The sequence below is a fragment of the Pseudomonas sp. GL-RE-26 genome (assembly GCF_019956275.1).
GTDB classification, from domain to species: Bacteria; Pseudomonadota; Gammaproteobacteria; order Pseudomonadales; family Pseudomonadaceae; genus Aquipseudomonas; species Aquipseudomonas grandcourensis.
The window spans coordinates 178,932-205,514 of the sequence record NZ_JAHBDI010000077.1 but is presented as its reverse complement, the minus strand read 5'-3'; the positions used below and the strand labels follow the sequence as shown (position 1 = coordinate 205,514).

The 26,583-nt window shown below is 59.1% G+C and carries 24 protein-coding genes; 19 read left to right on the top strand and 5 right to left on the bottom strand.

The genetic code is table 11. The features are described 5' to 3' along the window. The 3 genes from KGB07_RS27605 to arfB form a co-directional block, all read left to right on the top strand. The coding region (locus KGB07_RS27605) for a hypothetical protein (protein ID WP_223467213.1) at positions 1 to 191 on the top strand (191 nt) is incomplete at its 5' end. A gap of 781 nt (positions 192 to 972) precedes the next feature. Further along, complete coding sequence (locus KGB07_RS27600) at positions 973 to 2,394, top strand: amino acid permease (RefSeq protein WP_046037732.1); 1,422 nt, start codon at positions 973 to 975, stop codon at positions 2,392 to 2,394. Between the two features lie 159 nt (positions 2,395 to 2,553). Next, positions 2,554 to 2,967 (top strand): alternative ribosome rescue aminoacyl-tRNA hydrolase ArfB, encoded by a 414-nt coding sequence (gene arfB, locus KGB07_RS27595; protein WP_223467211.1) that lies wholly within the window; start codon positions 2,554 to 2,556, stop codon positions 2,965 to 2,967. Here the strand turns inward: arfB and KGB07_RS27590 are convergent. From KGB07_RS27590 to phhA, 5 genes are all read right to left on the bottom strand, one after another. After that, positions 2,964 to 4,163 carry an MFS transporter gene (locus tag KGB07_RS27590; RefSeq protein ID WP_046037730.1) on the bottom strand — a complete coding sequence of 400 codons (1,200 nt, stop codon included), beginning with the start codon at positions 4,161 to 4,163 and terminating at the stop codon, positions 2,964 to 2,966. The two genes, arfB and KGB07_RS27590, sit on opposite strands and share 4 nt — an antisense overlap. A 99-nt stretch (positions 4,164 to 4,262) precedes the next feature. Further along, positions 4,263 to 4,448, bottom strand: a complete 186-nt coding sequence (locus tag KGB07_RS27585) for a hypothetical protein (RefSeq protein ID WP_046037768.1) — start codon at positions 4,446 to 4,448, stop codon at positions 4,263 to 4,265. A gap of 476 nt (positions 4,449 to 4,924) precedes the next feature. After that, positions 4,925 to 6,118 carry an amino acid aminotransferase gene (locus tag KGB07_RS27580; RefSeq protein WP_223467209.1) on the bottom strand — a complete coding sequence of 398 codons (1,194 nt, stop codon included), beginning with the start codon at positions 6,116 to 6,118 and terminating at the stop codon, positions 4,925 to 4,927. Beyond that, entirely contained in the window at positions 6,118 to 6,474 is a 357-nt protein-coding gene (locus KGB07_RS27575; RefSeq protein ID WP_046037728.1) for a 4a-hydroxytetrahydrobiopterin dehydratase, read from the bottom strand. Before KGB07_RS27575 ends, KGB07_RS27580 begins: the two co-directional genes overlap by 1 nt. Before the next feature lie 104 nt (positions 6,475 to 6,578). After that, positions 6,579 to 7,370: a phenylalanine 4-monooxygenase gene (gene phhA / locus KGB07_RS27570; protein ID WP_046037727.1), complete on the bottom strand. Its 792-nt coding sequence runs from the start codon at positions 7,368 to 7,370 to the stop codon at positions 6,579 to 6,581. Between the two features lie 280 nt (positions 7,371 to 7,650). On the opposite strand from phhA, the gene KGB07_RS27565 reads away from it, so the two are divergent. The 16 genes from KGB07_RS27565 (at position 7,651) to KGB07_RS27490 (ending at position 26,578) form a co-directional block, all read left to right on the top strand. Then, positions 7,651 to 9,210 (top strand): sigma-54-dependent phenylalanine hydroxylase transcriptional regulator PhhR, encoded by a 1,560-nt coding sequence (locus tag KGB07_RS27565; RefSeq protein WP_046037726.1) that lies wholly within the window; start codon positions 7,651 to 7,653, stop codon positions 9,208 to 9,210. A 345-nt stretch (positions 9,211 to 9,555) separates the two neighbouring features. Then, positions 9,556 to 10,296, top strand: coding sequence for a flagellar basal body rod protein FlgF (locus KGB07_RS27560; RefSeq protein ID WP_046037725.1), 741 nt, complete (start codon positions 9,556 to 9,558; stop codon positions 10,294 to 10,296). Positions 10,297 to 10,341: 45 nt separating this feature from the next. Continuing rightward, entirely contained in the window at positions 10,342 to 11,127 is a 786-nt protein-coding gene (gene flgG / locus KGB07_RS27555; protein ID WP_046037724.1) for a flagellar basal-body rod protein FlgG, read from the top strand. A gap of 52 nt (positions 11,128 to 11,179) precedes the next feature. After that, positions 11,180 to 11,875: a flagellar basal body L-ring protein FlgH gene (gene flgH, locus KGB07_RS27550; RefSeq protein WP_046037723.1), complete on the top strand. Its 696-nt coding sequence runs from the start codon at positions 11,180 to 11,182 to the stop codon at positions 11,873 to 11,875. Between the two features lie 6 nt (positions 11,876 to 11,881). Further along, positions 11,882 to 12,991, top strand: coding sequence for a flagellar basal body P-ring protein FlgI (locus KGB07_RS27545; RefSeq protein ID WP_046037722.1), 1,110 nt, complete (start codon positions 11,882 to 11,884; stop codon positions 12,989 to 12,991). A gap of 11 nt (positions 12,992 to 13,002) precedes the next feature. Next, positions 13,003 to 14,289: a flagellar assembly peptidoglycan hydrolase FlgJ gene (gene flgJ, locus KGB07_RS27540; RefSeq protein ID WP_046037721.1), complete on the top strand. Its 1,287-nt coding sequence runs from the start codon at positions 13,003 to 13,005 to the stop codon at positions 14,287 to 14,289. A gap of 23 nt (positions 14,290 to 14,312) precedes the next feature. Beyond that, positions 14,313 to 16,325, top strand: coding sequence for a flagellar hook-associated protein FlgK (flgK, locus tag KGB07_RS27535; RefSeq protein ID WP_046037720.1), 2,013 nt, complete (start codon positions 14,313 to 14,315; stop codon positions 16,323 to 16,325). Positions 16,326 to 16,338: 13 nt separating this feature from the next. Further along, the gene (locus tag KGB07_RS27530) at positions 16,339 to 17,931 is read left to right on the top strand and encodes a flagellar hook-associated protein 3 (RefSeq protein ID WP_046037719.1); all 1,593 of its coding nucleotides are present in this window, start codon (positions 16,339 to 16,341) and stop codon (positions 17,929 to 17,931) included. Between the two features lie 300 nt (positions 17,932 to 18,231). Next, on the top strand, positions 18,232 to 19,161 hold the full coding sequence (locus KGB07_RS27525; RefSeq protein ID WP_046037718.1) for a ketoacyl-ACP synthase III: 930 nt from the start codon (positions 18,232 to 18,234) through the stop codon (positions 19,159 to 19,161). A 247-nt stretch (positions 19,162 to 19,408) separates the two neighbouring features. After that, positions 19,409 to 20,848: a flagellin gene (locus tag KGB07_RS27520; RefSeq protein ID WP_046037717.1), complete on the top strand. Its 1,440-nt coding sequence runs from the start codon at positions 19,409 to 19,411 to the stop codon at positions 20,846 to 20,848. Positions 20,849 to 20,922: 74 nt separating this feature from the next. Beyond that, positions 20,923 to 21,273 carry a flagellar protein FlaG gene (locus KGB07_RS27515; RefSeq protein WP_046037716.1) on the top strand — a complete coding sequence of 117 codons (351 nt, stop codon included), beginning with the start codon at positions 20,923 to 20,925 and terminating at the stop codon, positions 21,271 to 21,273. An 81-nt stretch (positions 21,274 to 21,354) separates the two neighbouring features. Then, complete coding sequence (gene fliD, locus KGB07_RS27510; protein ID WP_046037715.1) at positions 21,355 to 22,740, top strand: flagellar filament capping protein FliD; 1,386 nt, start codon at positions 21,355 to 21,357, stop codon at positions 22,738 to 22,740. 157 nt (positions 22,741 to 22,897) lie between these two features. Then, entirely contained in the window at positions 22,898 to 23,287 is a 390-nt protein-coding gene (fliS, locus tag KGB07_RS27505) for a flagellar export chaperone FliS (RefSeq protein WP_046037714.1), read from the top strand. Between the two features lie 24 nt (positions 23,288 to 23,311). Then, entirely contained in the window at positions 23,312 to 23,608 is a 297-nt protein-coding gene (fliT, locus tag KGB07_RS27500) for a flagellar protein FliT (RefSeq protein WP_046037713.1), read from the top strand. A 172-nt stretch (positions 23,609 to 23,780) separates the two neighbouring features. Then, a complete protein-coding gene (locus KGB07_RS27495) occupies positions 23,781 to 25,256 on the top strand; it encodes a sigma-54 dependent transcriptional regulator (RefSeq protein WP_046037712.1) in 1,476 nt (491 codons plus the stop codon). A 128-nt stretch (positions 25,257 to 25,384) separates the two neighbouring features. After that, the gene (locus KGB07_RS27490; protein ID WP_185754731.1) at positions 25,385 to 26,578 is read left to right on the top strand and encodes a sensor histidine kinase; all 1,194 of its coding nucleotides are present in this window, start codon (positions 25,385 to 25,387) and stop codon (positions 26,576 to 26,578) included. The last annotated feature ends 5 nt before the right edge of the window (positions 26,579 to 26,583 follow it).

Genomic DNA, 26,583 nt, shown 5'->3' with positions numbered 1-26,583 from the left:
GAGCCAATCCGGCCGGGCAGGACTTGCTCAATATCACGGCGCTGGGGATCAACAGCGCGACGTTCGCTGCCAACGTGACCATAACGGCTAACGGGGCGGACACGGTGGTAGCGATCGGGGCGGACACCATTCACCTTGTTGGTGTCAACAGCGCGACCGTTGATCAGACGGACTTCATTCTGGCGGTATAAGGAGGCCTTCTCGACAAAGTTGAACTGAAGGTAATTACGGTGTGTGGCGGTTGCCACACACCTTTTTTTTTGCGCTCGGCAGGGAGCACCTTCTCGCGAAAGCCTCAGCCGCCACACCAGAGGTCCAGGGTGGAAAGTCAGAATTACGCCCCGTAAAGAAAACCTGACGAAATCCACGGATTAACCCCGTGAAATCGCCACTCCTTGAATGTCGTAAGGAAAAACTTACGCATTTTTATCTTTTTACCCACTTCCAGCGCTCTATCCCGCTTGTTTCACCGCTCCATGCAGGGTGTTATGCGCGCCATGCCTGTCGTGCAGGTGCATAACAAAAAGGAGGCGCAATGAACGCCGTAGTCCATCTCCATCTCTCTGCGAGAGGCGGTTTTCCAGCCTTTCCCGTCGATGATCCGCAAGGGTCTGACCCATTTTTTGCAGCCGCCCGAGCCCTTCGGGGCGGACACAGGCAATCCCGGCCATAGACACGCTTGTCCAGCGTGTCTGGCAGCAGGGGGTTACGGGTGTACAATGCGCCGCGTTTTACCTGTGACCTCCTGCGCATCTGCGCACACCTCAAGGCTATCCGCCTTGTTCACTCCGTCGCGTCACGAGCGTGTCGGGTTCGATTTCGTCACAGATAAAAACAAACAGGTGACGCATGACCGTTGTAATTACGCTGAACTCCTGGTGCCTGCGCTGGGGTTTGATCGGTGCCGCTTAACGCCTTTCTTGAGCAGCAACGTCTACTGAACATCATCAAACCTTGCGTGAGACCCTTTTCATGAGTGGACAAAACCCGCAATCAGGCGAGCTGAAACGCGGCCTGAAAAATCGCCATATTCAATTGATCGCCCTCGGTGGCGCGATCGGTACCGGCTTGTTCCTCGGCTCGGCCGGGGTACTGAAATCCGCCGGCCCGTCGATGATCCTCGGCTACGCCATCTGCGGCTTCATCGCCTTCATGATCATGCGCCAACTGGGCGAAATGATCGTCGAAGATCCGGTGGCCGGCTCCTTCAGCCATTTTGCGCACAAGTACTGGGGCGGCTTTGCCGGCTTCCTGTCGGGTTGGAACTGCTGGATTCTGTACATTCTGGTGGGCATGTCCGAGCTGACTGCGGTCGGCAAATACATCCACTACTGGGCGCCGGACATCCCGACCTGGGTCTCCGCAGCTGCCTTCTTCGTGCTGATCAACGCCATCAACCTGGCCAACGTCAAAGTCTTTGGCGAGGCTGAGTTCTGGTTTGCGATCATCAAGGTCGTGGCGATCGTCGGCATGATTGCTCTGGGCAGCTACCTGCTGGTCAGCGGCAATGGCGGCCCGCAAGCAGCGGTCAGCAACCTGTGGTCCCACGGTGGCTTCTTCCCGAACGGCGTCAACGGCCTGGTGATGGCCATGGCTTTCATCATGTTTTCCTTCGGTGGTCTGGAAATGCTCGGTTTCACCGCAGCCGAAGCCGACAAGCCGAAAACCGTGATCCCGAAAGCCATCAACCAGGTGATCTACCGGATCCTGATTTTCTACATCGGTGCCCTGGTCATCCTGTTGTCGCTGACGCCATGGGACAGCTTGCTGACCACCCTGAATGCCTCCGGTGATTCCTACAGCGGCAGCCCGTTCGTGCAAGTGTTCTCGATGCTGGGCAGCAACACCGCCGCGCACATCCTCAACTTCGTGGTCCTGACCGCGGCGTTGTCGGTGTACAACAGTGGCACCTACTGCAACAGCCGCATGCTGCTGGGCATGGCCGAGCAGGGCGACGCGCCGAAGGCCCTGGCGAAAATCGACAAGCGCGGCGTGCCAGTGCGTTCGATCCTGGCCTCGGCCGCCGTGACTCTGATCGCGGTACTGCTGAACTACCTGATCCCGCAAAACGCGCTGGAACTGCTGATGTCGCTGGTGGTGGCCACCCTGGTGATCAACTGGGCGATGATCAGCTACTCGCACTTCAAGTTCCGCCAGCATATGAACAAGACCAAACAGACGCCGCTGTTCAAGGCCTTGTGGTACCCATACGGGAACTACGTCTGCCTGGCGTTCGTGTTGTTCATCCTTGGCGTGATGCTGCTGATTCCGGGGATCCAGACATCGGTGTATGCGATTCCGGTGTGGCTGGTGTTCATGTGGGTCTGCTACGGCATCAAGAACAAGCGCAGTGCGCAACATGCACTGCAGGTTGCGGGCTCTTCGGCGAAATAAACGCAGAGCGCAGTCACAACAAACCCGGCCATGTGCCGGGTTTGTTGTTTCAGGGCATACACATTTCCCTGTGGGAGCGAGCAAGCTCGCTCCCACAGGGATCGCGTTTGTCCGACCCTTTCGCGGTATCCTGCACGTTCTGAATACGGACGCTTTTCCATGCTGGTGATTTCCAACAACGTGCAGCTGCCGGATGCCGAGATCGAGTTGACGGCCATTCGCTCCCAAGGCGCGGGTGGGCAAAACGTCAACAAGGTCTCCAGTGCCGTGCACCTGCGCTTCGACATTCCGGCGTCGTCCTTGCCCGAGTTCTACAAAGAGCGGCTGCTGGCGTTGCGCGACAGCCGCATCACCAGCGACGGTGTGTTGATCATCAAGGCCCAGCAGTACCGGACGCAGGAGCAGAACCGCGCCGATGCGCTGTTGCGGCTGACCGAGTTGATCCTCAGTGCCACCAAGGTCGAGAAAAAGCGCCGTCCGACCAAGCCGACCCTTGGCTCGAAGACCCGTCGCCTCGAGTCCAAGAGCAAGCGCGGCAACATCAAGGCCGGGCGCGGCAAGGTCGATTTCTAACGGGCATCCCGCGTTTCTCGTTGCTTTGGCGCCTGCCGATACAAGTAAAGGCTCAGTATCAATCCGCTCAAGGCGGCGAAGGCAGCGAACAGGAAGATCGAAGCGAACCCGAACCCGGCCGCAATCGCCCCGGCCAGCGGCCCGGTGATCCCCAGCGACAAGTCGATGAACAACGAATAGGCGCCGACGGCTGCGCCACGGCTGGAGGCCGGGACCAGGTTGACCGCCTCCACGCCCAGTGCCGGAAACACCAGCGAAAAGCCGAAGCCGCTCAGCGCCGCACCCGCCAGTGCCCAATGGGCATCCGGTGCCAGCCACAGCAACAGCAATCCCAGGGTTTCCACTGACAGGCAGGCAATGGCCACCCGAAAGCCGCCGAGGCGGTTGATCAGGTTGCCGAACAGCAAGCGTGCGCCGATGAAGCAGGCGCCGAACAGGCTCAGGCACAGCACCGCGTTGTCCCAGTGTTGCGTGGCGTAATAGAGGGTGATGAAGGTCGCGATGGTGCCAAAACCGATGGAGCCCAGGGCCAGGCCGCAGCCGTGGGGGAAGACTCGCCCCAGCACGTGCATGAACGGCAGGCGCTCACCGGCAACGATCGGCGCGGCGGTTTTCGGCCAGGCCAGCAGCAGGCCGAGCACGGCCAGTAAAACAATGCTCACCCCCATGCTCCACAAGCCCAGTCGATGGACGAGCAACACGCCCAAGGGCGCGCCGACAGCCAGTGCGCCATAACTGGCGATACCATTCCAGGAGATGACCTTGGCCGTGTTCGCCGCGCCGACCCGGCCGATGCCCCAGCCAATCGAGCCCGAGCCTACCAGGCTTTCGGCGCTGCCGAGCACCAGCCGGCCGATCAACAGGCTGATCAGGCTCAAGGTCGGCAGGCTCTGGGTCCAGGCCGACACCAGCATGAACACACCGCTCAAGCCGCAACCGGCCAGGCCATACATCACAGCCAGTTTGCTGCCCTTGTTGTCGATGATCTTCCCGGCATAGGGGCGGCTGAGCAGGGTGGCCAGGTATTGCACGCTGATCACCAGGCCCGCGATCACCGCGCCGAAGCCCAGGTCACTGTGGACGTAACCGGGCAATACGGCCAGGGGGATGCCGATGTTCAGGTAGCCGATGAAGGTGAAAAGGACGATGGAGACAACTTGCAGCGTGACCGCCAGGGGGCGCTGGTTTTCGGGCATGGGTAAAGGTCCACGGTAAAGCAGGATAGATAGGCTGCTTATGATAGCGGTGTGGACGGTCCTGAGTTGTGAAAAAGTAAAACTATTTGCCGGGCGGTGTCATTCAGGTTTGGCGGGAGCGACCAGCTGCGTAGTGACCAGGGCGGCCAGCGCATTTTCCTGGGTGCCGAAGCGGGCGAGCAAGGTGGCTTGTTTCTCGGGGGAGAGGCGATTCCAGATCTCGATCATTTTCTCGGCGGTGCCGATCAGGACGCTGGCCTGCGCTTCACTGAATTCATCGGTCATGGTCAGGCTCATTTCAGGCAGTGTGGAAAGCGCATGGTAGCGCTTTCCACACGGTCTGTGCGGCGGGTGTTTCAGTCTTCTCTGTCAGCCTGGCGGCTGTCAGTGGCTTCTTTCGGCTGGGGCTGTTGAGCTCCGGCTTGCTGCGTGGTCGTCTGCTCAGGTACGTGCAGGCTTGGGAAGGGGAGATTAGGAATCTCGTGCATGGTTGCGCTCCTCGCTAAGTCTGTTGATAGATCTGGTAGATCCGCGCTTTAAAAAAGCCTGGGCAGGATACAGCACTGAAAATGACAAACGGACTTTTATATCCATTTGTTTCGACGGATGGGGTTGTATAGACAGATCGGTAACAGTTCGCAGAAAAAACTGTAGGAGCGAGCCTGCTCGCGATGGCGGAGTGTCATTCGACATTGATGTCGACTGATGCACCGCTATCGCGAGCAGGCTCGCTCCTACAGGGGATTTGCAGTGTTTGAAGGTTATTTGCAGGCCTTCGCAATCGCCTCGGCCAATAGATCCAGGCGCGTGGCATCAATGCCGGCGACGTTGGCCCGGCCGGAGCTGACCATGTACACGCTGTGATGATCCCGCAGGTTCTTCACTTGCTCGGGCGACAGGCCGGTGTAGGAGAACATCCCGCGTTGCACGCCAATGTGCGCAAAGCGCTCGCGCAAACCGTGCGGCTCCAGCGCTTCCACCAGACCGCTGCGCAGTTGGGCGATACGCAGGCGCATGGCTTCCACTTCGTCAGCCCAGAGGTTTTTCAGCTCCGGGTCGCCGAGGATGGTTGCGACCACTGCCGCACCATGATCCGGCGGCGTCGACCACAGGTTGCGGGCGATGTTGGCCAGCTGGCTGCGGATGTCGGTGAGCTTGTCGGCGGTTTTCGCGCAGACAATCAGCGCGCCGATGCGGTCGCGGTACAGACCGAAGTTCTTCGAGCAGGAACTGGTGATCAGCAGTTCCGGCAACTCGGCGGCGAACAGCCGGGTCGACCAGGCATCCTGTTCCAGCCCATCGCCGAATCCTTGATACGCGAAGTCGATCAGTGGCAGCAGTTCGCGCTTGCGTACTACCTCCAGCACCCTCTGCCAGTCATCCTGGGACAGGTCGAAACCGGTCGGGTTGTGGCAGCAGGCGTGCAACAACACAACGTCACCCTTGGGCGCTTCATTGAGCGCCGCCAGCATGCCGTCGACGTCGAGACGGTTGTCACTGCCCACGTACGGGTAGTGGCTGACCTTGACCTTGGCTGCCGCGAAAATCGTCTCGTGGATCGGCCAGGTCGGGTTGCTCAACCACACGCCGCGCCCCGGCAGGCACTGGGCGATGAAGTCAGCGCTCAGGCGCAAAGCCCCGGTGCCGCCCGGGGTCTGGGTGGCACCGGCGCGTTGTGCGCTGATCAGCTTCGAGTCGGCGCCCAGCACCAGCTCATTGATCGCTTTGCCGAACGCCGGTTCGCCGTGACCACCGATGTAGGTCTTGGTGGACTGGTGATCCACCAGGCGCTGCTCGGCAAGTTTCACCGACTGGAGAATCGGCGTCAGGCCCTGGGCGTCTTTGTAGACGCCCACGCCCAAATCGAACTTGCGCGGGTTCGGGTCCTGCGCGTAGGCCTCCATCAGGCCCAGAATCGGGTCGCCAGGCACTCGACCGATGGCGTCGAAGTGCATTACTTGCGCCCCTCAGCGTCCTTGGCTACTTCGTCAGTGCGCGCGGCCATGATGAAATCGTTGCGGTGCAGGCCCTTGATCGAGTGGCTCCACCAGGTCACGGTCACTTTGCCCCACTCGGTCAACAGGCCCGGGTGGTGACCTTCGGCCTCGGAGATTTCACCGACGGCGTTGGTGAACGCCAGGGCGTGCTTGAAGTTCTTGAACAGGAAGACCTTTTCCAGCTGCATGATGCTGTCACGTACTTCGATGTTCCAGTCCGGGATCTGCTTGATCAGGATCGGCAGTTCTTCGTCGCTGACTTGTGGGGCGTCGGCGCGGCAGGCTTCGCAATGGGCTTGAGTTAATGCGGTCATGATGTGTTCCTGAAATCGAATGTTGGGAAATCGGCCCTCAGTGCTACCACGCTAATCCAAAGCGATGGTTTCTGACAGGCTCACTTGATTCTAAAAGCGGCGGATCACGCGGCTTTTGGTTTTGGCGGAAATTTCGGTGCGTGCAGACCCATCTGCATCGCTTGCTTGACCATGCCCATGATGTCTTCGTGGGCCAGGTCGAACAGGCGCTTGAGGTTCGGCAAGGCGAAATACAGCGGCTGCAGGATGTCGATGCGGTACGGCGTGCGCATACATTCCAGCGGGTCGAAGGCTTGATGTTCAGGCTCGTTCGACAGGCAATACACGGTTTCCTTCGGAGAAGACAGGATGCCGCCGCCGTAGATGCGCTGGCCTTGCGGGGTGTCGACCAGGCCGAACTCGATGGTCATCCAGTACAGGCGCGCCAGGTAGACGCGTTCTTCCTTGGTCGCCTTGAGGCCGAGCTTGCCGTAGGTGTGGGTGAACTCGGCGAACCACGGGTTGGTCAGCAGCGGGCAGTGACCGAAGATCTCGTGGAAAATGTCCGGCTCTTGCAGGTAGTCCAGTTCTTCGCGGGTACGAATAAAGGTCGCCACCGGAAACTGCTTGCTGGCCAGCAATTCGAAAAAGGTCTGGAAGGGAATCAGTGCGGGAACCCGGGCAACTTGCCAGCCGGTGGTTTCACCGAGGACCTTGTTGATTTCGCCGAGTTGAGGAATGCGGTCGTGGGGCAGACCGAGTTTTTCGATACCGTCCAGGTACTCCTGGCACGCACGCCCTTCGATCACTTTCAGTTGACGAGTGATCAGCGTGTTCCACACCGCGTGTTCTTCGGCGGGGTAGTCGATAAAACCTTGCGCATCGGGCTCGCGAGCCACGTATTGCGTCTGCTTCATGCTGCTCTCCTGCTAGGGGATTTCGTTCTTGTTATGTACTGCTATGGACCTAGAAATACTCCAAGGATTGCACTGTTGCAGCAGGTGTCCGGCGTGATGCGTAGGAAAATTCCTCGATAATCGTAAAGTTTTCGTTACGAGCTGGCGATTATTGCGCGGTGGCTGAGATTTTCGGGTTTGAAAAGCGTCTTTCCTGTCACATAATCTTGACGACTATCTGAGCGCCCATGCAGAAAAATCCCTGCCATTGGCCTCGTCCTTCACTGTTTGGGCCTTTTTCATGCGTATCAAAGTCCACTGCCAGAACCGCATCGGCATCCTGCGCGACATTCTCAACCTTTTGGTGGAGTACGGGATCAACGTGGCCCGCGGTGAGGTAGGCGGTGAGCATGGCAACGCCATCTACCTGCATTGCCCGAACCTGATCAACATTCAGTTCCAGGCCTTGCGCCCGAAATTCGAAGCGATTGCCGGAGTGTTTGGCGTCAAGCGTGTAGGGCTGATGCCCAGCGAGCGTCGGCACATGGAGCTCAATGCACTGCTCGGTGCGCTGGAGTTTCCGGTGCTGTCGATCGACATGGGCGGTTCCATCGTCGCGGCCAACCGGGCAGCGGCGCAGTTGCTCGGGGTGCGGGTCGACGAGGTGCCGGGGATTCCCCTGTCGCGCTACGCCGAGGATTTCGATTTGCCGGAACTGGTACGGGCCAACAAGTCGCGGATCAACGGGCTGCGGGTCAAGGTCAAGGGTGACGTGTTTCTGGCCGACATCGCGCCGCTGCAATCGGAGCATGACGACAGCGAGGCCATGGCCGGTGCGGTGCTGACATTGCACCGCGCCGACCGGGTGGGCGAGCGCATCTACAACGTGCGCAAGCAGGAATTGCGTGGCTTCGACAGTATCTTCCAAAGCTCGAAAGTCATGGCCGCCGTGGTGCGCGAAGCCCGGCGCATGGCGCCACTGGATGCGCCGCTATTGATCGAGGGGGAGACCGGCACCGGCAAAGAGCTGCTCGCGCGGGCTTGCCACTTGGCCAGTCCTCGAGGGCAGTCGCCATTGATGGCGCTCAATTGCGCCGGTCTGCCTGAGTCCATGGCCGAGACAGAATTGTTCGGTTACGGCCCCGGTGCCTTCGAAGGGGCGCGGGCCGAAGGCAAGCTCGGGCTGCTGGAACTGACGGCGGGCGGCACGCTGTTTCTCGATGGCGTCGGGGAAATGAGCCCGCGCTTGCAGGTGAAATTGCTGCGCTTTTTGCAGGACGGCTGCTTCCGCCGAGTAGGCAGCGATGAGGAGGTCTACCTCGACGTGCGAGTGATCTGCGCGACCCAGGTCGACCTGTCCGAATTGTGCGCTCGCGGCGAGTTCCGCCAGGACCTCTATCACCGCTTGAATGTGTTGTCGCTGCACATCCCGCCGTTGCGCGAATGTCTCGACGGTTTGACGCCGCTGGTGGAGCACTTCCTCGATCAGGCCAGCCGACAGATTGGTTGTCCGTTGCCGAAATTGGCCCCGGCGGCCATGGAGCGGCTCAGTCACTACCATTGGCCGGGTAACGTGCGGCAACTGGAGAACGTGCTGTTCCAGGCGGTTTCCCTGTGCGATGGCGGAACGGTCAAGGCCGAGCACATTCGCCTGCCGGATTATGGTGTGCGTCAGCCCCTTGGCGATTTTTCGCTGGAGGGTGGGCTGGACGAGATCGTCGGGCGTTTCGAGAAGGCGGTGCTGGAGCGGCTGTATTCCGAGCATCCAAGCAGTCGGCAACTGGGCAAGCGGCTCGGGGTTTCGCATACCACCATTGCCAACAAGTTGCGCGAGTATGAGGTGGGCAAGGACAACACCTGAGTCTCTGGTGGTCGAGCTTTTGTGGCGAGGGGGCTTGCCCCCGTTGGGTTGCGAAGCAGCCCCCCGCAATCTTTCAGATCCACCGAGTTGCCCGGATTTACGACTGCTCCGCAGTCGAACGGGGGCAAGCCCCCTCGCCACAGGATAATGAGGTGAACTCTTGCCACCCACCGGCATGACACCGCCGGTTTTTCGTCTCTGATACAAATCACCAATCCCCTCTGAATCCCCCAAGCCCCCTGTTTGCCGGGCCTCGCTCCGTCAAAAACAAGTTGGTCTGCAAATTGCTTATGGCTCAGCAGTACAGCAGTGGACGGCAAACGTCCGGCAGGCAGAGGAACAATTGTGGACAAGTACCTTTATGTGGCAATGACCGGCGCCAGCCAGAATGCACTGGCGCAAAAGGCTCATGCCAACAACCTCGCGAACATCTCCACCAACGGCTTCCAGAAAGACCTGGAGCAGGCCCGTTCGATGCCGGTGTTCGGTGACAGCTTTCCGGCGCGTGCGTTTGCCATGTCCGAACGCCCGGCCACGGATTTCTCCCCGGGTTCACTGGTGGAAACCGGTCGCGACCTCGACGTTGCCGTGCAAGGTGGCGGCTGGATTGCCGTGCAGACGCCCGATGGCGGTGAAAGCTACGTGCGCACCGGCAGCCTGAACGTTGACGCCCTGGGCGTGCTGCGTGCCGGCAACGGCATGCCGGTCATGGGCAATGGCGGGCCGATTGCGGTGCCGCCAGAGCAGCAGATCGAAGTCGGCGAGGACGGCACCATCAGCATCCGCGCGATGGGCGAAGGTCCTCGGGTAATGGCTGAAGTCGACCGAATCAAGCTGGTCAACCCGGACCTCAAGAACATGACCAAGGGCCTGGATGGTTCGATCCACACCAAGGACGGCGCGCCTGCGCAGGCCGATGCCAACGTCAAGCTGGTGTCCGGGTTCCTCGAGTCGAGCAACGTCAATGCCGTGGAAGAAATGACCTCGGTTCTGGCCTTGTCCAAGCAGTTCGAGCTGCACATCAAGATGATGAACACCGCCAAAGACGATGACCAGGCCATGGCTCGGGTCTTGCAGATCAGCTAATTACCAGAACGTCGCGCCGTAAAACAGGCGCACGAGGAGAATCGAATGCTTCCGGCTCTATGGGTTGCCAAGACAGGTCTGTCCGCCCAGGACACCAACCTGACCACCATTTCCAACAACCTGGCCAACGTGTCGACCACGGGTTTCAAACGTGACCGCGCCGAGTTCCAGGACCTGCTCTACCAGATCAAGCGTCAGCCAGGCGCCCAGTCGACCCAGGACAGCGAACTGCCGTCGGGTCTGCAACTGGGTACCGGTGTGCGCATCGTCGGCACCCAGAAAAACTTCACCGCCGGCAGCCTGCAAACCACCGAGCAGCCACTGGACATGGCCATCGACGGCCGCGGTTTCTTCCAGATCCTGCAACCGGACGGCACCACGTCCTACACCCGTGACGGTACGTTCCACCTGGACTCCAACGGCCAGATCGTCAACGCCAGCGGCTTTGCCCTGGAACCGGCCATTGTCATTCCGAACGACGCGCAGACCTTCACGGTCGGCCGCGACGGCACCGTGTCCATCACCGTTGCCGGCAACCCGGCTGCCCAGGTGATCGGCAACCTGCAAACCGCCGACTTCATCAACCCGGCCGGCCTGCAGGCAGTGGGCAACAACCTGTTCCTGGAAACCGCCGCCAGTGGCGCGCCGCAAGTCGGCACACCAGGCCTGAACGGTTTCGGCACCATGCTGCAGAACACCCTGGAAACGTCCAACGTCAGCACCGTTGAGGAGATGGTCAACATGATCACCACCCAGCGCGCCTACGAGATGAACTCCAAGGTGATCTCCACCGCCGACCAGATGCTCTCGTTCGTAACGCAGAATCTGTAATCAAGTCTATGTGGCGGCCATCGGGTCGCCTGCAACACCGTGAGGTAGGGTCATGAATCGCTACGTATCTGTTCTGGCACTGAGTGGGATCACCGCGCTCGCAGGCTGCGTGCCTGCGACGCCCAAGCCCAATGACCCTTACTACGCTCCGGTGTTGCCGCGCACGCCGTTGCCGGCAGCTGCGAACAACGGCTCGATCTATCAGGCCGGTTTCGAACAGAACCTCTACGGCGACCGCAAGGCGTTCCGGATCGGTGACATCATCACCATCACCCTGAACGAAAGGACCCAGGCCAGCAAAAACGCCAACTCGCAAATTGGCAAGAACAGCAAGGCCAGCATCGGCCTGACCTCGCTGTTCGGCTCCACCCCCAACACCAACAACCCGTTTGGCAGTGGTGACCTGAGCCTGGACGCCAGCTATGAAGGCGACCGCGCGACCAAGGGTGACAGCAAGGCGGCGCAGGGCAACACCCTGACCGGTTCGATCACGGTCACCGTCGCCGATGTATTGCCCAACGGCATCATCGCGGTGCGCGGTGAGAAGTGGATGACCCTCAACACCGGCGATGAACTGGTGCGGATTGCCGGCCTTGTTCGCGCCGATGACATCTCTACCGACAACACCGTGCCGTCGACCCGTGTCGCCGATGCGCGCATCACCTACTCGGGCACCGGTTCGTTTGCCGATGCGAGTCAGCCAGGCTGGTTCGACCGTTTCTTCCTCAGCCCGCTGTTCCCTTTCTAGGTGGCCATGTTGAATTTCAGAAGTCTCTTGGTGGCCGGGCTCTTGCTGTCGGCAGCCTTCAACGCTCAAGCCGAGCGCCTGAAGGACATCGCCAGCATTTCCGGCGTGCGCTCCAACCAATTGATCGGCTACGGCCTGGTGGTCGGGCTCAACGGCACCGGCGACCAGACGACGCAGACCCCGTTCACCCTGCAGACCTTCAACAACATGCTCTCGCAGTTCGGCATCAAGGTGCCGCCGGGTTCTGGCAACGTGCAGTTGAAGAACGTCGCGGCGGTGTCGATCAGCGCCGATTTGCCGGCGTTCGCCAAGCCGGGTCAGCAGGTCGACATCACCGTTTCGTCCATCGGTAACTCCAAGAGCTTGCGCGGCGGCACCTTGCTGCTGACGCCACTCAAGGGTATCGATGGCAACGTTTATGCGGTGGCCCAGGGCAACCTGGTGGTCGGTGGTTTCGATGCGGAAGGGCGAGACGGCTCGAAGATCACCGTCAACGTTCCGTCGGCCGGTCGCATCCCGGGTGGTGCGTCGGTGGAGCGTGCGGTGCCGAGCGGATTCAACCAGGGCAACAGCCTGACGCTGAACCTCAACCGTTCCGACTTCACCACCGCCAAGCGCATCGTCGACAAGATCAACAACATGCTCGGCCCTGGCGTGGCCCAGGCCATCGACGGCGGTTCGATTCGTGTGACCGCGCCGCTCGATCCGAGCCAGCGGGTCGACTACCTGTCGATCCTGGAAAACCTCGAAATCGATCCGGGCCAGGCGGTGGCGAAAGTCATCATCAACTCCCGTACCGGCACCATCGTGATCGGCCAGAACGTCAAGGTTTCCCCGGCCGCCGTGACCCACGGCAGCCTGACCGTGACCATTACCGAAGACCCGATCGTCAGCCAACCCGGCCCTCTGTCCAATGGCACGACGGCGGTGGTGCCGCGTTCGAAGGTCAACGCCCAGCAGGAAGCCAAGCCGATGTTCAAGTTCGGCCCAGGCACCACCCTCGACGAGATCGTGCGGGCGGTGAACCAGGTCGGCGCGGCGCCGGGTGACTTGATGGCGATCCTCGAAGCGCTGAAGCAGGCCGGCGCCCTGCAAGCCGATCTGATCGTGATCTGAGGACGGCCATCGTGGATATGCGCAAGAGCGGTCAGGTCAGCAGCAGCGATTCAGGCTCCTATTCGGACCTCAATCGCCTGAATCAGCTCAAGGTCGGCGACAAGAACAGCGACGGCAACATGCGCAAGGTGGCGCAGGAGTTCGAATCGCTGTTCCTCGGTGAGATGCTCAAGTCCATGCGCTCGGCAACCGAAGCGCTGGGGCAGGACAATCCGATGAACACGCCGGCCGCCAAGCAGTACCAGGAAATGTACGACCAGCAACTGGCCGTTTCCATGTCCCGCGAGGGCGGAGGTATCGGCCTGGCGGACGTGCTGATGCGCCAGATGTCAAAGAACAAACCAATGGCCCCAGGTGAGGCCGCCGCTGCGTCGCTGGCCAAGCAAGAGGCTGCCAAGGCTGCCGCTCAAACACCGGTGGCGGCAGGCACGGTGGCAATCAATGGCCCGTTGTCGCGGGTCAATGGTCAGCGTCCGTTGTGGGCTTCTCGGTCAGTTCACGCTCCGCAAGAAGCGGGCGAGGGTGCCCATCGCAATGACATGGCGCTGATCAATCAGCGGCGCCTGGCATTGCCGCCGAAACTGGCTGATCGGTTGTTGGCCGGGCTGGTGCCTTCGGCGACGACCGCTGCCACGGCGATCAACAAGACACCGTTGCCTGAGCGCGCGACAAGCACCGGCACGGGACCGCTGTACAACGGCGACTGGCTGGCGAGCGCGCAGCAAGCCTCCAGTGGCGGCATGCAGATCTATGGTCGCGCCATGGCGCAGATTCCGTTGGCGCCGGCGAAGAAAGCCTTCAGTTCCGCCGACCAGTTCGTCAACACCATGTTGCCGATGGCCAAAGAAGCGGCTGCCCGCATCGGTGTCGATCCACGTTATCTGGTGGCCCAGGCGGCCCTGGAAACCGGCTGGGGCAAGTCGGTCATGCGTGCTCAGGACGGCAGCAGCAGCCACAACCTGTTCGGCATCAAGGCCGGCAATAGCTGGCAGGGCAGTTCGGCGCGGGCGATCACCAGCGAATTCAGGGATGGGCAGATGGTCAAGGAGACGGCCGAGTTCCGTTCCTACGACTCCTACAAGGACAGTTTCCATGACCTTGTGACTTTGCTGCAGACCAACAATCGCTATCAAGATGTCGTGAAGTCGGCCGATAACCCAGAACAGTTTGTACGCGAGTTGCAGAAGGCCGGTTACGCAACCGACCCGGACTACGCAAGCAAGATTTCGCAGATAGCCAAGCAGATGACGAGTTACCAGAACTACGCTGCGGCGGGCGTTTCCACCACGCCTTTATAGGCACAAGGTATAAGGTTTGAACCATGAGTTTGCTCAATATCGGGATGTCGGGTTTGTCCGCCAGTCACGCTTCGTTGGTGACTACGGGTAATAACATTTCCAACGTCGATACCGTCGGGTACTCGCGCCAGCAAACTGTCCAGGGCACCAAAAGCTCTATACAGAATGGCAATGTGTTCATCGGCACTGGCACTACTCTGGCTGATGTGCGTCGGGTCTATAACAGCTACCTTGATGCACAATTGCAGACCACCACTTCGCTTAACGGCGATGCGCAGGCTTATCTTGGGCAGGCGACGCAAGTGGACAAGTTGCTGTCCGACAGTGGTACCGGTATTACCAAGACACTGCAGTCATTTTTCTCGTCACTGCAAACGTTGTCCGGCAACGCCAACGACAATGCTTCGCGCCAGGCTTTGTTGACCAATGCCCAGGGCTTGAGCAGCCGTTTCAATGCGATGTCCCAGCAGTTGAAGCAGCAGGGGTCGTACATCAATGATCAGTTGGGCTCGATGGCCGATCAGGTCAACAAACTGGCGTCGACCGTTGCGGCCTACAACAAAAAAATTGGTGAAGTCAGTAGTTCGGGTGGAACGCCCAATGAATTGCTGGATCAGCGTAACGAAACTATCCGCCAGCTCAACGAACTGGTTGGCACACAGGTCACCGAAACCGACGGCCGACTGGATATCTACCTGGGTAGCGGCCAGCCGTTGGTTATCGGCGACACGGTCAATAAATTGCGCGTGGCGGTCGACCCGGCCGACCCTACTCGTGCCTCGATCATCATGGATCGAGGTAGTTCGTCGATCGATATCACGGGTGTGATGAGCGGCGGCCAGATGGGTGGATTGTTGCGCTATCGCACTGAAGTTCTGACGCCCGCGGTTAACAACCTGGGGCGTATCGCCATGGTTGTGGCCGATCAGGTCAACAAGCAGCTGGGGCAGGGCCTGGATCAGAGCGGTAACTTCGGTGCGGCACTGTTCAACAACATCAATAGCGCGGCGGCCATCAGCCAGCGCAGTATTGCCAGTGCCAACAACAATCCGGCGTCCGGCAATCTGAATGTCACCATCAAAGACACCAGCAAGCTGCAAGCCAGTGATTATCAGGTCACAGTCACCGCCACGGGCTACAACGTACGCCGACTGTCGGATAACACCGACATGGGTAACTTCGCTTTCGCCACGCCTCCTGCGGCCGACCCGGTCATCGATGGATTGAGCCTGAGCTTGAACAGTGGTTCGGTCGCTGTCGGGGACTCCTTCAAGATTACCCCGACCCGTAGCGGTGCTGCGGACATGACCACGGTCATGACCGATACCAAAACCCTGGCTACGTCCGCACCGCTGACCTCCACCAAGGCCTCGGGGAATGGCGGCACCGGTGCTGTCAGCCAGCCGAACTTGACCACCACTCTGGATATCTACGATCCGGTCCAGCGCCTGGAAGTGCAGACGGCGGTCAAGACATCGATGCCCGTGCGCATGCTGATGACCAGTGCTACCGCTTATGAAGTGTTCGATTCCAAGGGCAACAGCATCGGTACCGGCAACATTGTGCCAGGTCAGAACAACGACCTGAGTATCGCAGTGCCTTACACCGATGCCGGTGGCAACGCCAAAACCTTCAATGTGGGAATGACCGTCAGCGGCAGCCCTGCTTCGGGGGACAGCTTCAACATTTCCATGACTGCGGCCGACAGTACCGACAACCGCAACGCCCAGGCCTTGCTCGGTCTGCAAACCAAGGCGACAGTCGGTGCAACTGCGACCAGTCCGGGTGTGAGCTTTACCGATGCGTATGGTGGTCTGGTATCGAAGGTCGGCTCGCTGACCAAGCAGGGGCAACTGGATGCAACGGCTACCGATACCATCTTGACTGGCGCTCGAAACGCCCGTGACTCGCTGTCTGGTGTCGATCTCGATGAAGAGGCTGGCAACCTGACCAAGTTCCAGCAGTACTACACGGCCTCTTCGCAGATCATCAAGACTGCGCAGGAAATTTTCAGCACCCTGATCAATGCCCTTTAAGGAGCCGTAGAACATGCGCATTTCTACAGCACAGTATTACGCCACGACGGCCGCCAACTATTCTCGTAACCTCAACAATGTGATGAAGACGGCCGAGCAGGCCAGCAGCGGCGTGAAGCTCGAGACCGCGGCGGACGATCCTGTCGGCGCGGCGCGGTTGCTGCAACTCGAGCAGCAAAAAGCCATGTTGGGGCAATACACCACCAACATCAGCGCGTTGAACACGGCGCAGGCGCAGGAAGAGAGCGTGCTGGACAGCATCAACAACGTGCTGCAAAAAGTCAGTGAGTTGGCGATACGAGCCGGTGGCGGTTCGTTGAACGACGATGACCGTAAATCCATCGCCGCCGAACTCAAGCAGTCCGAAGAGCAATTGCTAAGCCTGATGAACAGCAAGGATGCCAGCGGCAAGTACATTTTCTCCGGTGCGAGTAACAACACTCAGCCGTTTGTACACAACAGTGACGGCACTTACAGCTATCAGGGCGACCAGACCCAGCTGGAACTGAAGATCGGCGATTCGATGTCCCTGGGCCTGAACGATACCGGTTGGGACGTTTTCCAGCAGGCAATCAATGCCGCCCGCAGTTCGACCACGATGACAGCACCTGCCGTTAATGACGGGCGGGTGGACTTGTCCCCGGGACTGGTAAATTCCGGTCCGGCCTTCGATGCGAGTTTCCGCAACGGTCAGCCTTACACCATGTCGTTCACCAGCAGTACCCAGTTCGTGATTACCGATGCGCTGGGTAATGACGTGACGGCGGAAGCGACCGGTGGTGGCAAGTTTGATCCGAGTGCCAAAGGCGGTTCCGACGTCAACTTCCGTGGTGTGACTTTTAAGCTGGACATCACTTTCCAGCCGGGTGACACACCTGCCGACTCCGCCAGTGCCGACGCCGTGATCGCCGGTCACAGCTTCCAGTTGACGGCCAAGCCGGACAGCTTCGTCGCCAACCGCGCTCCGAACAACCCATCGACGGCGATCATTGCCCAGACTACGGTAACCAACGCTGCCGACTACAAGAGCTTCTTCCCTGAAGGCGGCGCAGTCCTGAAGTTCACCGGTCCTGGAGCCTTCGAGCTGTACGCGCGCCCACTGACCAGCACCAGTACCCCGGTTACCACAGGGACTGTAGTGGCAGGCGTGGCGACGGCGGCGGGTGTCAGCTTCACTTTGGGCGGCACACCGCCGACTCCGGCGGCAGGTGATCAGTTCGACATCGCGGTCAATACCCACCAGACCCAGAACGTGCTTGATACCATCAGCCAGCTGCGTTCGGCGCTCGACGCGCCGACCCAAGGCAACCCTGTCGCCCAGCGTTTTATGGAAGACACCGTCGCTTCCGCCATTGCCAACCTGAACAATTCCAAGAACCAGGTCGACATGGCGCGTGGTGCGATCGGTGCACGGGGCAATGTGATGGATATGCAGGCAGATCAGAACACGAGTTCCGGCCTGATCAACGAATCGACCGGCAACTCGATCAAGAACACCGACCCGGCGGAAGTGCTGACGCGCCTGACCTTGCAGCAGACCATGCTGCAGGCCGCGCAACTGGCGTTTGCCAAGGTTTCCCAGTTGAGTCTGTTCAACAAGCTTTGAGTCGGTCTTGACCGCTCGCGGCCAGTCCCTTTCATGGGGGACTGGCTTTTTTTTGCCTTTTTTCGGCTCGTCGCATAGCAGGGTGGGGCGGGATCCGGACCATAAAATCAAATAAAGCACTGATCTCTGAGTGACCCGCCAGTCAAAACGCGCATCTTCACTGTATCCTGTCTGCGGGCGGTGAAAGGTGGCGGACTGTTCAAGCTGTTTGCTTGAGCGCCGACGATGCCAGGCCCTGACTGTAGACGCCCTCGATTCAGCGAGCGGCGATGTTCAGCTGTTTATTATTGGGAAGCCATAATGATTGGCATAAAAAATATTGCGAGTTACGTGCCGGCAGCCGGGGTTGATAACTACGCCCAGGGTGCAAAGTTCGACAAGGACGAAACCTTCATCCTTGGCAAGATCGGTTCGGCGTTTTTGCCGCGTATGGATGCCGATCAGGAAACGTCCGATCTGTGTGTCGAAGCCGCCAAAGCGCTGTTCGCCGCCAGCCCCGAGCTCAAACGTGAAGCCATCGATTGCCTGATCGTCGTCACCCAGAACGGTGATGAAGAAGGGTTGCCGCACACCGCAGCGATTGTTCAAGACAAGCTGGGCCTGCCGACCCATGTCGCCGCTTTCGATATTTCCCTGGGCTGTTCCGGCTATGTGTACGGCATCTACGCGATCAAAGGCTTCATGGAAGCGGCAGGTCTGAAAAACGGCTTGCTGATCACCGCCGATCCGTATTCGAAGATCGTCGACCCGGAAGACCGCAACACCACCATGTTGTTCGGTGATGCCGCCACTGCGACCTGGATGGGCGAAAACGCTGTCTGGCAGCTGGGCAAGTCGAAGTTCGGCACCGACGGTTCTGGCGCGCCGCACCTGAAGGTCACCGACGGTGTGTTCTTCATGAATGGCCGCCAGGTCTTCAACTTCGCCTTGTTGAAAGTCCCGGCGCATTTGCATGAGCTGCTGGATGAGTCGAACTTGCAGGCCAGCGACATCGATGCCTTCTGCATTCACCAGGGCAGCGCGGCCATCGTCGATGCCGTAGCGCGCCGCTTCGAAGAAGGTGAGCCGGAGAAGTTCGTCAAGGACATGCTCGAAACCGGCAACACGGTTTCCTCCAGCATTCCGCTGCTGCTGCAAAACCATGTGTTCGATTCGAAATGGACGCGCGTGGCCATCAGCGGCTTCGGGGTAGGTCTATCCTGGGGCTCGGCGATTCTCTATCGCGGTTGATAGCTGGAATACAGGCATAAAAAACGCCCGGTAACGTAAGTTGCCGGGCGTTTTGCTTTTTTATGGCGCCGATTTTCTGGCTGTAAAGCCTTGAAAATAAAGGGCTGGCACGCTGCCACTAAAAATTTGCAAAAAACCGCTCAAGCAAAGCCTCTTCACGACGATAACTATTACGTAGGTTCTCTAGGCCACACCAGGCGGTAGCCAGGGCCGGAAGCCGCAGTATCCATCCAACGAGGATTTCGTCATGGCTTTAACCGTAAACACCAACCTTGCTTCCTTGACCGTTCAGAACAACCTGAACAAAGCTTCCGGTAACCTGCAGACCTCCATGCAGCGCCTGTCCTCCGGCCTGCGTATCAACAGCGCTAAAGACGACGCTGCCGGCCTGCAGATTTCCAACCGTCTGACCAGCCAGATCAACGGCCTGGGCACTGCCATCAAGAACGCCGGTGACGGTATCTCCATCGCGCAAACGGCTGAAGGCGCGATGCAGGAATCCACCAACATCCTGCAAAAAATGCGTACCCTGGCTCTGGCTTCCGCGAACGGCTCGCCAAGCGCTGAAGACCGTAAGTCGAACAACGCCGAGTACTCGGCTCTGACTTCCGAACTGACCCGTATCGCTACCACCACTACTTTCGGTGGTCGTAACCTGCTGGACGGTTCTTTCGGTACTACCGCTTTCCAAGTGGGTGCTAACGCCAACCAGACCATCAACATGACTCTGGGCAACGTAGCGGCAAACAACGTTGGTTCGCAGCAACTGAAAAGCGTAACAAACGCACCGAGTGCTACTGGTGGTCTGACTGGCGGCCCTATTACTGTTACAGGCGGCGGTCAAACCAGCGCTGCAATTGCCGTGGCTGTTGGTGATTCGGCCAAGACCATTGCTGCCAAGTTGAACGGTGCTGTAGGTGGTCTGGGTGCAACCGCCAGTACTGAAGTTGCATTCACTGTAACTGCTGCTGCTGCAACTCCTGCTGCCTTCGACCTGACCGTAGGTGGTGCAACCGTCAGCTTCACCGGCTTGACTAGCACCTCCGATCTGGCGGATCAGTTGAAGTCCAACGCCGCAAAACTGGGCATCAGCGTTAACTACGATTCCTCGACTCAGGCCCTGTCGGTGAAATCCGATACCGGTGAAAACCTGAGCTTCACCAATGGTAACGCCAACGCCGCCCTCATCGGGGTTGCAGCGAAAAACGGTGCCGGTGTCCTCAGTACCTCCACCCCGCTCGTTGTAGGTGCTGGTCCAATCATCGCTACTGGTGCTATCTCGCTGAACTCCACCAACAGCTACTCGATGTCCGGTGCCGGCGTTGGTGGCTTGTTCGGTGCTGCTGCAGCTACTTCTGCCAGCTCGGCCAAAACAGTTGTCAGCAACACTGACGTGACCACTGCCGCCAACGCGCAAAACGCTGTTGACGTGATCAGCCAGGCAATTGCCAACATCGACTCCCAGCGCGCTGACCTCGGTGCGGTACAAAACCGTTTCGACAGCACCGTGTCGAACCTGCGCAGCATCTCGGACAACTCCACTGCTGCACGTGGCGTGATCCAGGACGTTGATTTCGCGGCCGAAACTGCTCAGCTGACCAAGCAACAAACCCTGCAACAGGCTTCCACTGCGATCCTGTCCCAGGCTAACCAGCTGCCATCGGCTGTGCTGAAGCTGCTGGGTTAATTCCAGCGCTTGGTAACTGACGGAAGGGCGCGTTTACGCGCCCTTTTGTTTTTTTCATGATCAGGAGATTAGGCATGGACATGAGCGTCAAGTTGAACCAGTCCTATCCCGCGGTTGCCCATCAGGGCGTAACGCCGAATGTCACTGGAAAACCGGAGCAGCCCAAGACTGAAGCGCTGAAGGCCTCGAACGCCGAGCCAAAGCGTGACGAGCTGGAAAAAGCTGTCACCGATATTCAGGAATTTGTCCAAGCTGCCCAACGCAATCTGGATTTTTCCATTGATGATTCCACCGGCCGGGTCGTGGTCAAGGTCATCGCCACCGAAACGGGTCTCGTGATTCGTCAGATCCCGTCGGAAGCTGCACTAAAACTGGCTCAGAGCCTGTCGGACGCCAGTAGTTTGTTGTTTGACGGCAAAGTCTGAACTGGCATGAATTTTGTTGCTGTCGTTGTTTAAGGCGTTCCTGGTCAAGAAAACGGCAGCCACTGGATAAGGAGAGAGATGATGGCGGGTACATCGGTTAGTGGTATTGGTTCGAACATCGATACCCAGGCGATTGTGAAAACTTTGGTGGACTCCGAAAGAGCGCCGAAGCAGACGCAGATCAACAACCAAACGCTGAAAGCAACCACCTCGCTGTCGTCGATCGGCAAAATTCAGGCGGCGCTGGATGCTTTCCGTGGCGCGTTGGAGAACATGAAAACCACCGCCAGCTTCAGCGGGTTGAGCGGTTCGTCTTCTGACGAAAAAGTCGCCACCGTGACCACGGGTGCTGGCGCGGCGGTTGGCAGTTTTTCGCTGCTGGTCAACAAGTTGGCCACAGCGTCGAAACTTTCGACCAAGGTCTTTGCCGGCGGCGCTTCTTCAGTGGTCAATGCCGGTTCTACACCGACCACGCTGACTATCAATCAGGGCACTAACAAGTTCGACGTCAGCGTTCCCGGCGGCGCAACGTTGCAGCAGGTACGTGACTCGATCAACTCGCAGTACGCCAACCAGGGCTTGAGTGCCAACATTCTGACCGATGCTACCGGTTCTCGAATGGTGTTGACCTCGACCACGACGGGTGTTGGTTCGGACTTGACTCTGTCGGGGACCTCAGGTCTGGAGACCGGATATTCGGTTCTCGCTACACCACAGAATGCCGAGTACGTTCTGGATGGTGTGTCGATGACGTCCAAGAGCAATACCATTGCCGATGCGGTAAGCGGGATCACCGTCAAGCTGGCAGGGGTTTCTCCGGTACCGTCCGGTGGTGGTGCGGCGACGCCGTCCACCATCACCGTCGCTGCCAACAACGCAACACTGAAGTCTTCGGTCAAGGGTTTCGTCGATACCTACAATGCCCTGATCAAAGCTGCAAATGCCGAGACTCAGGTCACCACCAACGCCGATGGTTCCGTAACATCCGGGGCCCTGACTGGCGACGCCTCACTGCGTTCGATGATATCGGCGGTGCGGACCGAGCTGAACGCAATGGGCGGTAGCGGTCAGTTGAAGTCGCTTGCCCAGTTTGGTGTCAAGACGGACCAGAAGACCGGGTTGCTGTCGATCAATGACAAGTTGTTCGATGCCGCTGCGCTTACCAATGCTGCCGACATTAACGGTATCTTCACCGGTGATACCGGTTTGCTGGCGCGCATGAAGTCTGCCACAGACAGCTTTGCACTGAGCAAGACCGGTGTGTTCGCTGCGCGTTCGGCAAGCCTGACCGACAGCCTGAACGACCTGAAGAAGCAGCAGGACACCCTCAATGAGCGGATGACCAGCTTGCAAGCGAGCCTGAGCGCCAAGTACACCGCGATGGACTCCCTGGTGGCCAGGCTGCGCGCCCAGAGCGACAGCATCATGACCACGCTCAATGCGCTGAACAATCCGAAGTCGGACTGATCCGGATCAGGCATAAAAAAACCCAGGCAGGCTGTCATGGCAGTGTCTGGGTTTTTTTCTTTGGTGGCGGGTCTACGTTAAAGTTATGTGTCGCTCAGTCGACATAAAGATCAGAGCCTTCCCAATTTCAAGCTGTTGTCTGTCACGAGGTAGAAACATGAACCCCATGAGAGCCCTTCGCCAATATCAGAAGGTCAATTCCCATGCCCAGATATCTGAAGCCAACCCCCATCGCCTGGTACAGCTGCTGATGGAGGGCGGGCTGGACCGCATGGCCCAGGCCAAAGGTGCCATGGAGCGGGGCGACACTGCACTCAAGGGTTTGATGATGGGCAAGGCCGTGGACATCATCATCGGCCTGCGTGATGGCTTGAACCCGGAAAAGACCGAAGATCCGGCATCGCTGCAACAGCTCGACAATTTGTACGCCTACATGATGACGCGTCTGATGGAAGCCAATCGCGATAACAACGCGGCGATCATCGACGAAGTATCGGGTTTGCTCGAAACCCTCAAAAGCGGTTGGGATGCCATTGCCAATCAATAGGCCCGAGGGTCTGAGGATGACGTCATGAGTCAAGCACTGCGGCGGATTGAAGAAACACGTGAAGCCTTGGTCGACGCCCTGGCGGCGCGCAACTGGGATGCCATTGGCGAGCTGGATGCGGCGTGTCGCGAATGCGTCGACGAAGTGCTCAGCGACGCGCCCATCGACGAAGACGCGGTGCGGACTAATCTGGAAGGGTTGCTGGCCGTTTACAAAGAGTTGCTGACCGCGACGATGGGCGAGCGCCAGGCGATAGTCGATGAGATGTCGCAGATCAATCAAGCGAAGAGCGCGGCAAAGGTTTACCATCTGTTTGGTTAATTAACCCCAAGTTAATCCAAACAAGTGCGCCATAAATTTGACTGTGCACGGTTTTTTGACTTAACTAGTGGCTGGTTCCAGATTTCAGTCGTCTTCAGGCATATCAGGCCTGCAAGCGTTTAGCTTGCCCCAGCATTTTGGGCATTGAGTTGACTAGGGAAGTTGCTATTGCATGTGGCGTGAAACCAAAATTCTGCTGATCGATGACGATAGCGTCCGCCGCCGCGACCTGGCGGTGATTTTAAATTTTCTCGGCGAAGAAAATTTACCCTGCGGCAGCCATGACTGGCAGCAGGCTGTCGGCTCTTTGTCGTCAAGTCGTGAAGTGATCTGTGTCCTCATCGGGACGGTCAACGCTCCTGGTGCACTTCTGGGCTTGCTTAAGACACTCTCGACATGGGATGAGTTCCTTCCGGTTTTGTTAATGGGCGATAATTCTTCCATTGACCTGCCGGAAGACCAGCGTCGGCGAGTGCTTTCGACCCTCGAAATGCCGCCCAGCTACAGCAAATTGCTCGATTCGCTGCACCGTGCCCAGGTCTATCGCGAGATGTACGACCAGGCTCGCGAGCGCGGTCGCCATCGCGAACCCAATCTTTTCCGTAGCCTTGTCGGCACCAGCCGGGCGATTCAACACGTCCGCCAGATGATGCAGCAAGTCGCCGACACCGATGCCAGCGTGCTGATCCTCGGTGAGTCCGGCACTGGCAAGGAAGTGGTTGCGCGCAACCTGCATTACCATTCCAAGCGCCGCGAAGCGCCGTTCGTGCCGGTCAACTGCGGGGCGATCCCGGCCGAGTTGTTGGAAAGCGAATTGTTCGGTCATGAGAAGGGCGCCTTCACCGGGGCGATCACCAGCCGCGCCGGTCGATTCGAACTGGCCAACGGCGGCACCCTGTTCCTCGATGAAATCGGCGACATGCCGCTGCCGATGCAGGTCAAGCTGCTGCGTGTGTTGCAGGAGCGCACCTTCGAGCGCGTGGGCAGCAACAAGACCCAGAGCGTCGACGTGCGCATCATTGCGGCGACCCACAAGAATCTCGAAAGCATGATCGAGATCGGCACCTTCCGCGAAGACCTGTACTACCGCCTGAATGTGTTCCCGATCGAGATGGCGCCGCTGCGTGAGCGCGTCGAAGATATTCCGCTGCTGATGAACGAGCTGATCTCGCGCATGGAGCACGAGAAGCGCGGCTCGATCCGATTCAACTCGGCAGCGATCATGTCGCTGTGCCGCCATGGCTGGCCGGGCAACGTCCGTGAACTGGCCAACCTGGTGGAGCGCATGGCGATCATGCATCCATACGGCGTGATCGGTGTGGTCGAGTTGCCGAAGAAATTCCGCTACGTCGACGATGAAGACGAGCAGATGGTCGACAGCCTGCGCAGCGATCTGGAAGAGCGCGTGGCCATCAACGGCCATACCCAGGACTTCACCGCCAATGCCATGCTACCGCCAGAAGGCCTGGACCTGAAGGACTACCTCGGTGGTTTGGAGCAAGGGTTGATCCAGCAGGCGCTGGATGACGCCAACGGCATTGTGGCGCGCGCAGCCGAGCGCCTGCGCATTCGTCGTACCACACTGGTGGAAAAGATGCGCAAGTACGGCATGAGCCGTCGCGATGGAGACGAGCAGGCGGATGATTGACGCCTGTTTTCCAATCCATTCATTTATAAGAAGTTTTTTTTAGGCACGGGTATTGCTACATCCCTCGCAACGTTCCGTTTCACTGACGGTCAGCCAAGCGAGAGAGCACGATGCCCCAAGCCGCCCAGATGTCTCCTGTCCCTGATGCTTTGGGGCAACCGTCGTCCGTAGAGCAGGCGAGCCGGCTTGGCCTTGAGCAGGCATTTGCGCTGTTCAATCAGATGTCCAGTCAGTTGACCGATTCCTACAGCATGCTTGAAGCCCGGGTAACCGAGCTCAAGGGTGAACTGGCGGTGGTCAGTGCCCAGCGCATGCAGGAGCTGGCGGAAAAAGAACGCCTGGCCAACCGCCTGCAAAACCTCCTCGATCTGTTACCCGGCGGTGTCATCGTCATTGACGCCCAGGGCATCGTGCGCGAAGCCAATCCGGCAGCGTGCGAGTTGCTGGGGTTGCCGCTGGAAGGTGAATTGTGGCGCCACGTCATTGCCCGCTGTTTTGCGCCGCGCGAAGACGATGGCCATGAAGTCTCCCTCAAGGATGGTCGGCGCCTGTCGATCGCCACGCGCTCGCTGGACGCCGAACCTGGCCAGTTGGTGTTGCTCAACGACCTGACCGAAACCCGCCACCTGCAGGATCAACTGGCCCGCCATGAGCGGCTGTCGTCACTGGGGCGCATGGTCGCTTCGTTGGCTCATCAGATACGCACGCCGTTGTCCGCCGCGTTGCTGTATGCCAGTCATTTGACCGAGCAAGAGCTGCCTGTCGCTACCCAGCAGCGCTTTGCCGGGCGCCTCAAGGAGCGCCTGCACGAGCTGGAACACCAGGTGCGCGACATGCTGGTCTTTGCCCGGGGCGAGTTGCCGCTGACCGACCGCGTGACGCCCGGTCAGCTGATGCAATCGTTGCAAGCGGCGGCGCTGACCCACGTACAGGACCTGCCGATCCGCTGGCAGTGCGACAGTCATTCGGGGGAGTTGCTGTGCAATCGCGACACCCTGGTCGGTGCGATCCTCAATCTGATCGAGAACGCCATTCAGGCCAGTGCCGGTCAATTGCGCCTCAAGATTCACCTCTACACCCGCGGCAACAGCCTGCGTCTGTGTGTCAGTGACAGTGGCTCCGGTATCGATGCCGCCGTTCTGGCGCGATTGGGCGAACCCTTTTTTACCACCAAGACTACCGGCACAGGTCTTGGCCTGACCGTGGTCAAGGCAGTGGCGCGTGCTCATCAGGGAGAATTGCAGTTGCGTTCGCGGCTCGGTCGCGGCACCTGCGCACAGGTGATCCTGCCGTTGTTCAGCAGCGCTCAAGGAGCGGAGTGACACAA